General features: G+C 56.1%; 14 protein-coding genes and 1 pseudogene. 4 read left to right on the forward strand and 11 right to left on the reverse strand.

Annotated features, from left to right (window positions below; all coding sequences use genetic code 11):
• The first annotated feature begins 269 nt into the window (after positions 1–269).
• On the forward strand, positions 270–950 hold the full coding sequence (locus tag Q5Y75_RS21905) for an IS6 family transposase (protein ID WP_306201572.1): 681 nt from the start codon (positions 270–272) through the stop codon (positions 948–950).
• 61 nt (positions 951–1011) lie between these two features.
• On the opposite strand, the pseudogene istA reads toward Q5Y75_RS21905, so the two are convergent.
• A pseudogene (istA, locus tag Q5Y75_RS21910) lies at positions 1012–1917 on the reverse strand (IS21 family transposase); the annotation flags it as partial.
• Positions 1918–1983: 66 nt separating this feature from the next.
• The gene (locus tag Q5Y75_RS21915; RefSeq protein WP_306201574.1) at positions 1984–2862 is read right to left on the reverse strand and encodes a LysR family transcriptional regulator; all 879 of its coding nucleotides are present in this window, start codon (positions 2860–2862) and stop codon (positions 1984–1986) included.
• 110 nt (positions 2863–2972) lie between these two features.
• Between Q5Y75_RS21915 and Q5Y75_RS21920 the strand changes: the two genes are divergently transcribed.
• The 3 genes from Q5Y75_RS21920 to Q5Y75_RS21930 are packed head-to-tail and all read left to right on the forward strand — an operon-like array spanning position 2973 to position 4863.
• Complete coding sequence (locus tag Q5Y75_RS21920; RefSeq protein WP_306201575.1) at positions 2973–3821, forward strand: alpha/beta fold hydrolase; 849 nt, start codon at positions 2973–2975, stop codon at positions 3819–3821.
• A 3-nt stretch (positions 3822–3824) separates the two neighbouring features.
• Positions 3825–4091: a hypothetical protein gene (locus tag Q5Y75_RS21925; RefSeq protein WP_306201576.1), complete on the forward strand. Its 267-nt coding sequence runs from the start codon at positions 3825–3827 to the stop codon at positions 4089–4091.
• Positions 4092–4137: 46 nt separating this feature from the next.
• The gene (locus tag Q5Y75_RS21930; protein ID WP_306201578.1) at positions 4138–4863 is read left to right on the forward strand and encodes a haloacid dehalogenase type II; all 726 of its coding nucleotides are present in this window, start codon (positions 4138–4140) and stop codon (positions 4861–4863) included.
• 585 nt (positions 4864–5448) lie between these two features.
• Here the strand turns inward: Q5Y75_RS21930 and Q5Y75_RS21935 are convergent.
• The 9 genes from Q5Y75_RS21935 to hisD form a co-directional block, all read right to left on the reverse strand.
• Positions 5449–6144, reverse strand: a complete 696-nt coding sequence (locus Q5Y75_RS21935; RefSeq protein WP_306201580.1) for an RraA family protein — start codon at positions 6142–6144, stop codon at positions 5449–5451.
• Entirely contained in the window at positions 6141–6836 is a 696-nt protein-coding gene (locus tag Q5Y75_RS21940) for an alpha/beta fold hydrolase (protein ID WP_306201582.1), read from the reverse strand. The genes Q5Y75_RS21935 and Q5Y75_RS21940 overlap by 4 nt, the downstream gene beginning before the upstream one ends.
• Positions 6833–7957, reverse strand: coding sequence for a cobalamin-independent methionine synthase II family protein (locus tag Q5Y75_RS21945; RefSeq protein WP_306201584.1), 1125 nt, complete (start codon positions 7955–7957; stop codon positions 6833–6835). The genes Q5Y75_RS21940 and Q5Y75_RS21945 overlap by 4 nt, the downstream gene beginning before the upstream one ends.
• Positions 7958–8045: 88 nt before the next feature.
• Positions 8046–9008 carry a cupin domain-containing protein gene (locus tag Q5Y75_RS21950; protein ID WP_306201586.1) on the reverse strand — a complete coding sequence of 321 codons (963 nt, stop codon included), beginning with the start codon at positions 9006–9008 and terminating at the stop codon, positions 8046–8048.
• A 150-nt stretch (positions 9009–9158) separates the two neighbouring features.
• A complete protein-coding gene (locus Q5Y75_RS21955) occupies positions 9159–10133 on the reverse strand; it encodes a nuclear transport factor 2 family protein (RefSeq protein WP_306201588.1) in 975 nt (324 codons plus the stop codon).
• Positions 10130–11149, reverse strand: a complete 1020-nt coding sequence (locus Q5Y75_RS21960) for a LacI family DNA-binding transcriptional regulator (RefSeq protein ID WP_306201629.1) — start codon at positions 11147–11149, stop codon at positions 10130–10132. Before Q5Y75_RS21960 ends, Q5Y75_RS21955 begins: the two co-directional genes overlap by 4 nt.
• The gene (locus tag Q5Y75_RS21965; protein WP_306201590.1) at positions 11149–11916 is read right to left on the reverse strand and encodes an SDR family NAD(P)-dependent oxidoreductase; all 768 of its coding nucleotides are present in this window, start codon (positions 11914–11916) and stop codon (positions 11149–11151) included. The genes Q5Y75_RS21960 and Q5Y75_RS21965 overlap by 1 nt, the downstream gene beginning before the upstream one ends.
• 1 nt (position 11917) lies before the next feature.
• Positions 11918–12970 (reverse strand): ester cyclase, encoded by a 1053-nt coding sequence (locus Q5Y75_RS21970; RefSeq protein WP_306201592.1) that lies wholly within the window; start codon positions 12968–12970, stop codon positions 11918–11920.
• Positions 12967–14298: a histidinol dehydrogenase gene (gene hisD / locus Q5Y75_RS21975; protein WP_306201594.1), complete on the reverse strand. Its 1332-nt coding sequence runs from the start codon at positions 14296–14298 to the stop codon at positions 12967–12969. Before hisD ends, Q5Y75_RS21970 begins: the two co-directional genes overlap by 4 nt.
• Position 14299 lies beyond the last annotated feature (1 nt).

The raw sequence follows: 14299 nt of genomic DNA on the forward strand, positions 1-14299 counted from the left end.
CCTATGACCTGTTTCCATCTGCCGATCTGGGCTTCAACCCGCGATCTCTGGTTGTATCCCTATCAGCTTAAGACGAAGAGCCGTTTGCGCAGTAAACCCATCACCAAACCTTAGCCAAATTTCAGCAATATCTACCGCATAGCCTTGCAGTTGGTCATGGTGGCCGAACGACACGACGGGCTGAGTCGCAAACTTTGGTGGGCATGTTGCACCTTCGCCCGGTTTGATCCAACTGGTGTTTGGTCTGCAACGCTATTTGGGAATGTCCGGTGATCGACTTCAAAGGTGCACATTTTCCACAATCTGTGATCCTGTTCGCGGTCTATTTCTACGTTCGCTACGGCGTCTCGTACCGCGACCTGGAAGAGATCATGGCGGAACGTGGGGTGATGGTTGATCATGCGACGCTGAACCGCTGGGTCGTGAAGTATTCACCCTTGGCCGCTCGCGCGGCTCAGAAAAGGAAGACCAAGACAGCAGATTCTTGGCGCATGGACGAAACCTATGTGAAGGTTCGCGGTGAGTGGGTCTATCTGTACCGGGCCGTCGATCGTGACGGTCAAACCTTTGATTTCATACTTTCCGAGAAGCGAGATACGAAATCCGCAAAGAAATTCTTCGCCAATGCACTGCACAACAATTGCATTCCGAAACGGATCACCATTGACCAAAGCAGGAGCAATGCGGCCGGGATCAAAGAGATCAACAAAATGTTCAAGCGATTGCGGATACCGGTTACGATTGACACTGTCAGATCAAAATACCTCAACAACATTATTGAGCAGGATCACCGCTTCATAAAGAGGCTCACGAGGCCGACGCTCGGCTTCAAGAGCTTCGCCTCTGCCGCCGCGACACTTGCGGGAATCGAGACAGCCAACATGATCCGGAAGGGGCAGCTTGGGCCTTCGACAAGCGGATTCCGTCAATTTGCAGAGCTCGCAGTATAAACTTGTCCAGGCAAAGCGATAGCTTCGAACCACGCCTAAGTTTGCGACAAAGCCCCTCACAGATCGTTCGATTCCGAAGCTCGGGGTGAGGGTTGGACTTGGCCCAAGCCACGCAGCGATCCTCGAACCAGGCGTTGAGCTCGACGTAGCTCTTGAACTTCGGTCATGGGACGAAGAACCGGCGGCGCACAACTCCCACCTGTTTCTCCACGTGCAACTTCTCCCAGCCCGAGGCAGGTGTGCAGGCCACCGGGTCAACCTAGTAGTGCCCGCACATCTGCTGGAAACGGCGGTTGTAGGCGCGATCACGGCCAAGGAAGATCGTATCCACCGCGGTCTTCATGTTGTCGTAGATCCCCCGAGCGCAAGCTCCGCCAAAGAAGGCAAACGCCTTGTCGTGAGCGTCGAAGACCATCTCCTGTGTCTCACGCGGATAAGCTCGCACGAACAGCATCCGGCTGTGGCAGAACCGGACATGGGCGACCTTCACAGTGGTGGTTGCGCCACCGATCACTACGATCTCGTGGCTCCAATCGAATTGGTAGGCCTCGCCCGGATCAAAGATCAGTGGCACATAGGCGGCGCCGGATGCCACCTCTTCCTCCTTGGACCACGTGGCCGCGTATCGCCGGACCGCATCATAGCCACCATCATATCCTCGAGCCCGGAGTTCCTCGAAGATGCGGATGCGGGTCAGTCGCTCGCGCTTGGGCTACCGCGCGTTCACCGACAGCATCTCGTCGAGCATGTCTTTCCAGGGCCCGATCTTCGGCAACGGCTGAATGGTCCGTTCGTAGGTGAGCTCCGTCGCATCCGACCGGATCACCCTGCGAACCGTATTCCGCGAGACTCGCAGCTCCCGACAGATCTGCTTGATCGACTTCTTGTCCTGAAAATATGCCCACCGGATCTTTGGAGTTCGTCCCGATTTCCGGCATTCGCCGCACTTGCTCGAACTCGGCGGTATCAAATATCAGGACTGCCGGACAAGATAGACACTGGCTGCGAGTTCCCGAAAGGCTGCTTTGAGGCGCTATCCGGCAGCGCGCAAAGGGATCGAAGCGCGGAGCTCACGTGCGATTTCGTCAATGAGCGCCTTCACGGGTTCGGTTCTACTTCTGGGATGGATGCGAGCGACAAAGGTAATGTCAGGCGGGGGTGGAAACACACCCTCGATGATCTCGATTCCCTCAGACAGGTGCATCCCATTCAACAGCGCTACCCCAAGCCCAGATTGGAGGGCGGATTTTATTCCGGCGGCGCTGGGGCATTCCAACACCTTTTCAAAGTGATGCCCCTGCGCTTGGCCGTCAGCGAAGCCCCATTGCCTGTAAAAACAGTTTTTGTCGAACGACAGAAATGGAATCGGCCCCAAGGGGTTCAGGGACAGATCAGGAGATTTCACCCAATGCAGAGTGTCGTCAAAAAGAACGAGGTCGCCTTTCGCGACATCGGCATTGAAAATCTGCATCACTGCAACGTCCAATTCACCTGCCTCGAGCCAAGCTTGAACATTCAAACTTTGGCTGGTTCTGGTCCGCACGTTGACTGCGGGGTAAAGCCTTGTGAAACGCCCGAGAATCCGAGCGATGTCGCTGGTGGTCGTATCCTCCGTCATGCCTAAACGGATGGTCCCGGCAAGATATTTCTTACCCAAATCAGAAAGGGCTTCGTCGTGCAGGTCGACCATCCGGCGCGCATAGTCACAAAGACGCTTACCTGCTTCGGTGAACAATGGCCCACCCGCTCGACGCGCGAGAAGGTCGCAATCCAACGTTTGCTCCAAACGTCTCATCTTGTGACTGACGGCGGATTGCGACAGCGCCAGATGTTCGGCTGCCCGCGTAACACCGCCGTAGTGAGCGATGGCGAGCAGAGCTCGTAAGGAATCTATTTCAAGTCTCTTAGACATTCTCCATTCCCACCATGACAAATTATGATCATTGCATGAAAATCATTCATTTGCTTCATATGGTATCGCTTAGCTAAGCTTTGCGAAAGCCAAAAATCCAGAGCATCGCCATGACCCACCTAGTTAATCAAAATGTCATCATCAACGGCACACGTATCTCTCATGGTGTGCATGGTGAAGGGAGCCCCGTGGTACTTATTCACGGCACACCGTCCTCCTCATATATCTGGCGCAACATTTTGCCCTCGCTGGTCTCCGCTGGATACAAAGTTCATGTCTACGACCTGCTGGGATATGGGCTGTCGGAACGCCCTTGCGACCCGGCAATCGACACGTCCGTCACCGGCCAAGTGCCAATTCTTGAAGGATTGCTCGACATTTGGGGCCTGGATGATCTGCACGTCATCGCACATGACATCGGCGGTGGCATTGCACAGCGCTTTGGCATCCAATCGCCCAACAGGGTTCGCTCGCTCAGCATGATTGATGTAGTGAGCTACGACAGCTGGCCCTCGAAGCGCACGAATGAGCAGATGAAGGCCGGTTTGGACAAGCTGATCAAAGCACCAGACGCCGATCATCGTGAGCATTTCCGCGAGTGGTTCTATTCGACGGTTCAAAACAAAGAGCGTTTGGCAGAAACGTCGATGGAGACCCTTTTGGATTTCATCTGTGGTCCGGTTGGCCAGGGAAGCTTTTTCCAGCATCAAGTCATGCATTACGACCCCAAGCACACAGATGAAGTTGCCCCGCGTTATGCCGAGCTTGGCAAGAACCCAGTTCAACTGATTTGGGGGGCTGATGATGCGTGGCAGGTTGTCGATTGGGCGCATCGTCTGCACGACGCAATCCCAGGCTCAGAACTCCATGTGTTGCAAGACTGCGGTCACTTCTCACTGGAAGATCAACCCGAGAAGATTTCAGCCTTGCTGGTAGACTTTCTGCAAAGGCAGCGCTGAGCAATGACAGAAATCGCACAAACGAATGTCGTTGGGCGCGACACGCGAAAGCTCACATCTCTTTTCGAGATCATCGGTTCCGTCTTGGCAATGGTTTATGCGTTGTCGATTGCGCTCAACGTAGGGGCGGAAATGCTTGGATTTTCGCTGCTGCTTGTATCTTCAGCTCTGTTCGCGGGGTGGGCAATTTTAGATCGGCGTTGGACTTTCCTGCTGCTCCAAGTCTTCTACGCAACTTCGGCAATTATTGGGTTGATCCGTTGGGCCTGACGACGCGTCAGCGAAATCGTCAATACCAACAAGAAAGAGAGAAACTGTGAAACTGACGGACTTCAAGGTTCTGGCATTCGACGTTTATGGCACGCTGATCGACTGGGAAAGCGGCATGGTCACAGCTCTCAAACCATTGACGGACAAGGTCACACAAAACCTGACACGCGACGACGTTCTGGAAGCGCACGCCTACCATGAATCCACGACGCAATGCTGGACACCCAACAAAAAATACTCCGATCTTCTTGCAGTCGTTTGCCGTCGTTTGGCTGAAGAATGGGGTGTCGAAGTGACTTGGGAAGAATGCCAAGCATACGGCCTCTCGGTGCGCCAGTGGCCTGCATTTGACGATAGCCGTGACGCACTCACCTATCTCAAACAACACTACAAACTGGTCGTCCTGACTAATACCGACAGTGTAAGCTTTTCAGGATCGAACGCGCGGCTCGGCGTTCATTTTGACGGCGTTCATACCGCAGAGGACATTGGTAGCTACAAACCCAATGATCGCAACTTCGACTATATGCTGGAAACCCTTGCCCGGCAGGGCATCGCAAAAGAAGACATTCTTCACACCGCCGAAAGCATGTTCCATGACCATGGTCCGGCCAACAAACACGGGCTCCAAAATTGCTGGATTTACCGCCGCCATGAAAGGCAAGGGTTCGGAGCAACAATGAACCCGGGTGAGATGCCCAGCTACAATTTCTGTTTCAACAGCATGGCCGAACTGGCGGATGCACATAGGGCGGAGTTGTCGGGACAATAAAACTACACCGGGCTGCGAAGCCGACATTCGCTGCTGCTGGTCGGTTGGGCTCTCACCCGCCATTAGATCGACCGCAACATGTTAGTCTGTAAGGTCAGGCACCCCCATCATGGATGGCCCATAGCCAACCTTGAGCGCCTTGTTCGAATGCTGCGACTGCAGCTCGCTTTCCGCTCATTCGCTGCGAGCGCGAAATTTTTGATAGGTCGAACTCGCAAAATGCGGGACAAAACCGCCGTTGGATCTTCCCGCTTTGCTGACGCAGCATTCGTTCGCACACGCTGCACAGGATATGCTGCTCGGCAGTCGATGTCGTGAGAGCGGTCATTGCTAAGCGATTTTGACGGCCTTGCCCAAACCGTACTATCGCCGCAAAGCGATTGGACGCGAAAGACGCGGAACAAAGCAATAATTGACGTCAGTGCACCGATAGTCATTCACCCGCTTGCGGCACGGGCGTCAATGGCCAAAAAACCTGCAATAGAGCCGTCTATCTACATCAGGCAAAGGTTGTTGCGATCGGAGAAGTCTGGGATTTTGAAACAGCCTTGGAAACCTCTTGTCCAAGTCTGTCAGATCCCGAGTTTAAGTCCGCGAGGCTTCAAACGCGGCCCATGCCGTTTCAAAGGCGTCGAAATCGAAACCGTCCGCTTGCGCAGGGGTCAGGATCAACTTCTCGGTTTCGAGCAGTCTGAGAATCGCTTGTTCCAGCTGATCCACAACCTCGGGCGGAATAACCAGCGCACCATGGCGGTCGGCATGCACAAGATCGCCGTTCTGGATCTTCAAGCCAAAGATCGAAACCGGGGTGCCGATTTCGCGCACATGCACAAACCCGTGGCTTGGCCCGATCGACCCGGCGACAACCGGGAAATCATCCGGCAGATCGCCCAGATCGCGCATCACACCGTTGGTCAGCGCGCCACTGATGCCGAACCCCTTGTGCACGGTGCTGTTGATCTCGCCCCAATAGGCGCCGATGCAATCAGGATAGTCCAGATCCTCAACCACAGTCACGGCGGGGCCGGTCCCGGTTGCCATATGCCGGTAATAGTCCATCCGGCGTTGGCGGATCACCTCTGGCGGTTCTGCCGGCGGGTTTACAGCGGCAATCTTTGCGGTGCGGGCATATCCGACCATAGGTTTGGCATCGGGGTCCGACCATAACATGGTTCCGCGGGTAAACGCGTTGAACCCACGCTTACCCTGCGCCACTTCAATCGCATTGCAAACCGTTGGTGTATCGACCGAACTGAGCAGATCCAAAAGGGTTTGTTTCATATCGCCTCCAACCAGCGGATCAGAGCCGCCGTTGTTTTCTGTGGTTGTTCCAATGTTGGCAGATGGCCTGCCTTTTCGATGATTTCCAACCGGCTTTGAGGCATCAATGCGTGCATCAACTCATGGCGCGAGACCGGGCACAGAGTGTCCTCTCGCCCGCATAGCACCAGCGCGGCACCATCAAAGGCGCGCAAGGTTGCGCTTTGATCCGGGCGATCTCGTAGTGCCTTGGATTGATTGACAAAAACATCTGACCCGAGATCAGTAGCCATTTCCATACACAAGTCCAGAATAGTGCTGCGATTTGGGCCATCGGTCAGGTAGTTGGGCTTCATTTCTTCGGCCATAACGGTGCGCAATTGGCCACGCATGACTGCTTCGATCTGCGGTTGGCGTCTGGATTTAACCTCATCTTTCTCGGCCAGTGGATTAGTATCCAACAGGGCCAGACCGGCAACTCGACCGGGGGCTTGACGCAGAACCTCCATCGCGACGATCCCACCCATGGATAGCCCAGCCATTGCAAAGCGCGGGGGGGCGTAGGACAGCACTTGTGTAGCCACAGCCTCCACCGTATCGCGCCCGCCAATCGGAGCGGTTACAATCGGTCTGTGTCCTGACAATACCGCGATCTGCGGAGCAAACAGTCGCGCGTCGCACATCATGCCTGGCAATAGAACAAGTGGGATCATTTGAGCAGGGAAACCCCTTCGGACAAAGCCCCCAGCTTGGCATAGGCGATGTCTGGATCGACCGCGCCGAAGCCGGCAAAGGTGCCAAAGCCACAATCCGATCCGGCAACCACACGATCTGCGCCGACGATATCGACAAAGCGTTGGGTACGTTGGGCGACCACCTCGGGGTGTTCAACGAAATTGGTTGTTGTATCGACTACGCCGGGCACCAGCACCTTATCCTCGGGGATCTCACCTTTGCGGTCGCGGAACACGGTCCATTCATGCGCGTGGCGCGGGTTGGAGGTTTCAAACAATACATAGTGCGACTTGGTGTTCATCAGCGTCGTGAACACCTTGTCCATGCCGATGTCACAGCAATGCGGCCCTTCGTAATTCCCCCAGCAAATATGCACACGCACCTTGTCGGCGGGAACGTTTTGCAGTGCATGATTCAAGGCTTCGACATGCATATCGGCGACTTTGACGAACTCATCATCAGAGAGATCGGTGAACAACATATGGCGAGACAAAGCCAGATCGGGACAGTCAAGTTGCAGATCCAGACCCGCTGCAACGATAGTCTCGTACTCGTCTTTCATGGCATCGGCGAGCGCGGACAGATAGGCCTCGCGCGTTGGATAGAAATCGTTCTGCAGAAACAGGGAAATCACACCGGGACTAGCCGCATTCATGAACCCGCGATCAACCCCATGCTGCGCCATCGCCGCCGTTAGGTTGTGGATATCCTTCTGCAGCTCTCCCTGCCCTCTCGAACGCACTTCACCCACGCACATTGGGCGCGCATATTGCGGGGTGCCGCCATCATCGGCCAATCGTTTCAGAAATCCCGGGAACATCTTGAGGTCAGCCGGAGCGTTGCGCGGACTATCCCCGGCAAATCCGGTGTAGCGGTCCTTGACATAAGTCGCATATGAGATCTTCGAGGTCTCGCCATCCGACACGATATCGACCCCCGCCTCAACCTGCTTGAGCACGGTTTCCGAGACGGCCGCCGTCATTGAGGCATCAAAACCCGCCTGGTTGAACTCTTCCCCACGCTCGCGGGCGAAGATGTAATCCACAACCTCCTGACTGCGTGGCAGGCTTCCAACGTGCGTGGTCAATATGCGGGTCATTCGTTCACCTCTTTCGTCTTGATCGTCTGTGCAACGCGCAGACCAGCGGATGGCGCGCCCCACGTTTGGGCAGGGCGCGCCACTGTCGTTAGCTGCCCGTCCAGGTCGGGCCTGCCGGATCATCGGTGGCCGTGATCCGGTAGAGACCGGCATTCCCGGTCATCGAGGGTTCGGCACTGTAGCTTTCACCGGGCATCACCACGGCTGTGTCGCCATTGGACAGGGTTGTGACGACATCGTTGATCGAAATGCGCCAATGGCCGCTGGCGGGCATCAGCACGACGGGTTTGTCTGCTTTCACGGGCGTAAAAAGGCCCGAACCGCGACCCAGAAAATCAACCTCGAATCCCGGCTTGTCCTTGATCAGGCCGTTTTCACCGATCACGACTGCAGGTTTGTTCGATGACAAGGCCATCAAGTCCCAATACCGCGCCACGTATTTGCCGACCACTTCCTCAACCGGAACCTCTGGGTAGGCTTTCAGTTCTTCTTCCGTCAGCAAAGGCATCGGCTGCACGTTATGGGGCAATTCCTCGCCCTTCTTGCTGTCATACAGCACGCCGTTGTTGCCTAGCATCAGACCATGGGCCTGTGCGTCCTCAATGACCTGCGGAGCCCAGGTCACGCCGCCGCCCGCATCGTCGCCGCCAAGGATCGACATGATCATGCCGTAGTCCTGGCCCACATTTTCGAACCCGCGGAAGATCCCGGTTGGGATGTTGAAGATATCGCCTTCTTCGGCGATGAACTCACCCGCTGTGCCGTAGCGTCCCCAGAAGAACCGCCAGCGGCCTTTGGCGACGAAGAACACCTCGGCTGTGGTGTGGCTGTGCAGCGAGTTGCGGCATTTGGGTGGTTGCCCTGCCGCACCGATGTTGAACCCGATCTTGTCAGTTATATGGACGTGCTGGTCCGGGCTTTCCGAGACGCCACCGCCGACGATCGTAAAGTTCTCTTTTTGGTCTGACCCCGGTGTATGGGCGTCAATGAATGCGGTCTTGCAGGGTTGCAGCTCGCCATAACGAACGATGCGGCATTGAATTGTACTCATGTCTTTCTTCCTTTTGATTGGGGTTTCTTGTTCAAAACCCCAAATCCCGGAGGGCGGTTGTTCAGCCGCCGGGCGCGTAGGCTGGCCCGATGGGCGTGGTAGCGCCGCATCGACTGCCTAGCGTCCAGATTTGACAGAAGATTTGGCATGTTACAGATCGCCGGATTTCAGCAGGATTTGCTTCCAGACAGATGTTTCGTCGAACAGTGTGTATTCGCGGCGCAGACCCCAGGGACCGAACTCTGCGTGGCTGATGCCAAGGACAAAGACTTCGGTTCCGGTTGGTTTTCCAAACACCCCCCAGCCGTCATGTGTGCCATGCAGGGTCCACCGGATCGCCGCGCGAGGAGGCATCATCGGGTCCTCTCGGCCGATTTGATGCTGAATGGTAAAAGCCGCATTCGGGAACGAAGCTCGTAGCCCCATCCAAAACCGATCTACCGGTCCCCGGCTATGTCCGGTTACGCCCCCGGGATATTCCGACTGCACGGCCCGGTCATATTCAGCCTCAACAGCGCTCATATCCGCGTTCATGATCCGGTTCAGGATATCGGTATATTTCTCACCCCATTCGTTGTCATTGCCCGTGCCCTTGTAAGGCCCCGGCTGCTCATTTGACGGTGTATAGGGCTGTACGCAAACCTCGGGGCCACCCTCGCGTGCGATCAGATCGCGGGCGTAGTCTTTGGGGTCCCAGCCCATTTGCTGCACGATGGCGCTCTGGTCCCGGATCAGCCATTCATCATCGATCTTGTTGTTGATCGCGTGGCAGTCGGCCAGGACACGATAGACCAGTCTCTTGCCCGTGGCGTTGCCATAAACACCGTTGCCCATATGGGTCGCGGTCGAGATGATACGGTGTGAGGACAACATCCCCTCCTCCGGGGTGCCCGACCAGATGACATCTTCGCCCAGCAACGTGCGATCGGGAAACTCGGCCAGCGTTGCCATAGTGGCCGCAATCACACCCTGATTGCCAACGACTACGGAACCCGGGGTGCGCACAACGATATCTGCCCCGTAGTAGTCATGCAGCGTGGCAATACCGCGATCTTCCCAGATCTCTTTGGTGATACCGATAATATAGTCGGGAAAGTCTTTGAATTTGGGATCAAATCCCTTCATGTCTTCCATCCTTCAGGTATTCGGGCTGATCCACGAATGACAAGCGGTCCGTCGATCTCAAGCTGCTTGGGCGCGATCCGCGGGTCGTCGATTTTGCTGAGCAATATATCCACGGTTTCAGCCACCATGCGGTTTGCGGGCTGTCGGACCGTTGTCAGGTTGTAGCTGGGCCAGGCCGCAACGGCGACGTCATCATATCCGACCACCGAAACGTCTTCTGGGATCCTCAGGCCCAGCTCGAACCGGAGCGTGTCCATCACGGCGATTGCCATATGGTCGTTGGCAACAAAGACAGCGTCAGGTGGATCCGAGGCAAACATCCTGCGGGCGGCATCTTTCGCTTCTTCTGTCCCAAAGTTGCCTATCTCGCGGCTATGCAGCATCATACTTGCCTCGTTTAGCGCTGCGACAAATCCTGTCTCTCGATCTCGTTGGGTCGAGGCACCTTCCCAGCCGGCAATGTAGCCGATTTTTTTATGCCCAGCGGCCAACAGGAAGTCAGCGACTTTCCGTCCACCGGCAAGGTTATCCGACGTGACCGAAGACATCGATGGATCGTCCTGACCCCGGTTGAACAGAACCATGGGTATCCCGGCTGACTGGCAGCGTGCAGACAGATCGGATGAGAGCGCGACCGAGGCAGTTATGATCCCATCCACCTGAAAATCAAGGATTTCCCCAACGACCTTGTCTATGTTCTGAGCCGAGTTGGAGGCCATGAAAACCAACGCATGATAACCGCGTTCCTGAAGCGAGTTAGTCAGCTTCTCCAGCGCTTCCGGATAGAACTGGTTGTTCAAATACGCCACGACAAGCCCGATGATCCGGCTTTTGCCGGACACCACCGCACGGGCTAGAACATTGGGCCGGTACCCCAATTGGTCGGCAGCTTTGCGAACTTTCGCGACTGTTTTTGCGGATGCAGACGCACCGGGAGTGAATACACGACTGACGGCGGACTGGCTTACACCGGCCAGTCGCGCGACATCCATCGATGTGACTTTTTGCACTGCCATCAATCCGCTGTCCAACCTCCATCCACCATCAGTGACGTCCCAGTCACCAACCCCGAAGCATCCGAGGCCAGATAGACAACCGCACCCATGATATCTTCGATTTCGCCCGGACGGCCCAGTTTGATCTTGTCCAGAATCCAGGCGCGCTTGTCCGGGTCGTCAAAGGTGGGACGGGTCAGATCGGTCAGAATGAAGGTCGGGCAAATGGTGTTCACGCGGATTTTGGCCGGGCCAAATTCCAACGCCATGGCTTTGCTGAAACCCTCGACCGCGAATTTAGTCGCGCAATAAACCGCGCGCTCGCGTCCTCCGACATGGCCCATCTGGCTGGATATGTTGATTAGTGATCCGGGACGACTTGCTTCTAACAGGCCTTTGGCCACGGCTTGCGTCAGAAAATACGCGCCTTTGACGTTGATGCTCATCACCGCGTCGAAGTCTTCGACATGTGTGTCGACGGCCTTGCTGTGGCGTGCCGAACCGGCAGAGTTCAGAAGGATGTCAAAGGGGCCATGTTCGGCCACTGCAGAAGCAGTCGCCTCGATATCGCTTACATCCAGTTCGAGCACATTGGCGGACCACCCGCGCGAGGTCATATCTGCAGCGATCTCTTTCAGGGCATCTGTGCGGCGCGCAGCAAGGGTGACCTCGGCCCCTTGTTCGGCCAGTGCCACAGCGCAGGCCATACCGATGCCGGATGAGGCCCCTGCGACCAGCGCATGTTTGCCATTTAATTTGAAACTGGGTGTCGTGGGGAATTGAGCCATCTTAGACCTCGCCGACCGGAAATGGAATTTCACCCGGCACGCGGGCTTTGTTGAATTCGCGCAGACGCCTAAAGACGTCAACACCCAGCTGCCGATAGGCATCCAACAGGTCGACCAATACCCAATTTTCGCGGATCAAGCCATTCTCAAGCCGCCAGAAATCAAGCGACCTTAGACTGATCTTTTTGTCCGACGGGGCGATGCCCATCCACCCGTCATGGGTGACGGTCTGGATCATGTTGGGCCAACCCGTCACGGCTGCGTAGTCCGCATCGCCGAAGAAATGATGGGTGACTTCCTCGGCATGTTGCCCGCGATCCGGCATGCCGTTCAGAAACGGTATCTGGTGCCAGTTTCGGAACCCGGCGATCCCCCGTGCGGTGCCAATACCAGCAGGGCCGTACCAATTCATGCGCGGGTGCCAGAACCGCTGCATCTTCATCACCTCTGGCCCACCCTGTTTTGGATGTTTAGTAAGGTATTCCAACATGTTCAGGATATGATCACAGGAAACCTTTGACTGCGCTTCATCCCAAGGGCCGGGTACGAGCCCGTTTTGCGTTGATGGACCCGGCACACAGAATTCCAGCCCCAAAGATGGAGCCATCGGCCAGGCGTTAGCCTGCATCATGACCTCGGGAATGTCCCAGAGCGCTTGAACCTCGACCACCTGACCATCGACGATCCGGTAGAATTCGTGGAACCGCATATGGGTCAGGTGACCTGTTGGCGGAATGTCCAGCCAAGCGGCGAAAAAACTGCCGTAGTAGTGCCCCCCACACCCGATCCAGTCATCGCCATGTTCGGTTCGCCCGCCAACAACGATCCAATCGCGCCGTTCCAGATCGGGCATCGCCTTCAACAGAGGTGCATAGCAGATCTGATACAGCTCTTGCGGGCCCGCCAGATCCCCAAAGGGATGCGACATATGAACCATGGCATCCGGGGCAAGCGCGCCATTTAGTGCAGCCTGCACCCGAACCTCATCAAAATCGTGCATCGCCGCGCGAAGCGGCGCAATCAGCGCTTTGTTCGCTGAATGCACGTCACTCATTCTGCGGCCTCACGATAGGGCGCGCCTTCGCCATAGGGCACGTTGATCCCACCGTAGCGGCGTACCCTAATGTTGCATTGCTCGGCATGGCCCACAAAACCTTCGAGCATACACAGACGCGAGCCGAATTCGCCCACCATAGTCGCGGCCTCATCAGTGGTGACTTTCTGATAGCTGTGTGTTTTCATGAATTTACCAACCCAGAGACCGCCGGTATACCGTCCGGCTTTCTTGGTTGGCAGGGTGTGGTTGGTGCCGATCACCTTATCGCCATTTGCCACATTGGTACGCGGTCCAAGGAACAGCGCGCCGTAGCAGGTCATATTCTCAAGGAACCAATCATCGCGGTCTGTCATTACCTGCACATGTTCAGACGCGATATCATCTGCCACTTGCAGCATCTCGTCATAAGTATCGCAGACGATCACCTCACCATATTCATCCCAGCTGACCCGCGCAGTGCCCGAGGTTGGCAGGATACCCAGAATGCGCTCAACCTCAGCCAGCGTATCTTCGGCCAGTTTGCGCGAATTGGTGAGCAGCACGCAGGGGCTGTTATACCCGTGCTCGGCCTGCCCCAGCAGGTCGGTCGCGCACAGTTCCGCATCGGCGGCGGTTTCATCGGCGATGACCATAGTCTCGGTCGGCCCTGCGAACAGGTCGATACCCACACGACCAAACAGCTGGCGTTTGGCTTCGGCGACAAAGGCGTTGCCGGGGCCGACCAGCATATGCACAGGCTCAATCGTTTCGGTGCCAATTGCCATTGCGCCCACGGCCTGAATGCCTCCCATGACATAAATCTCATGCGCGCCACCCAGATGCATCGCCGCGATCACAGCTGCATTTGGCTTGCCATTGAACGGAGGGGTACAGGCGATAATCCGCGGCACTCCAGCCACTTTGGCTGTCGCCACCGACATATGCGCCGACGCCACCATCGGGAACTTGCCGCCAGGTACATAGCACCCCACAGATTGAACCGGGATGTTCTTATGGCCAAGGATCACGCCGGGCAGCGTTTCGACCTCGATATCCAGCATCGAATCCCGCTGTGCCTGAGCAAAGTTCATCACCTGTTCTTGTGCGAACTTGATATCCGCCAGCTCTCGGTCAGACAGCGAGGCGATCAGGTCATCGATCTGCTGCTGGCTCAGGCGATAACTTTCCGGCGAGTAATTGTCGAACTTCTCGGACAATTCGCGCACAGCCGCATCGCCGCGCGTTTCGATATCCTTCAGCGTTGCCTCGACGACAGCGCGTGTTTTTGCGTCATCCTCTGCTCTGTCAGCCTCGGGTTTGCCGCGTTTGAGATATTCGATAGCCATT

Source organism: Ruegeria discodermiae (assembly GCF_030758345.1).
Lineage (GTDB): Bacteria > Pseudomonadota > Alphaproteobacteria > Rhodobacterales > Rhodobacteraceae > Ruegeria_C.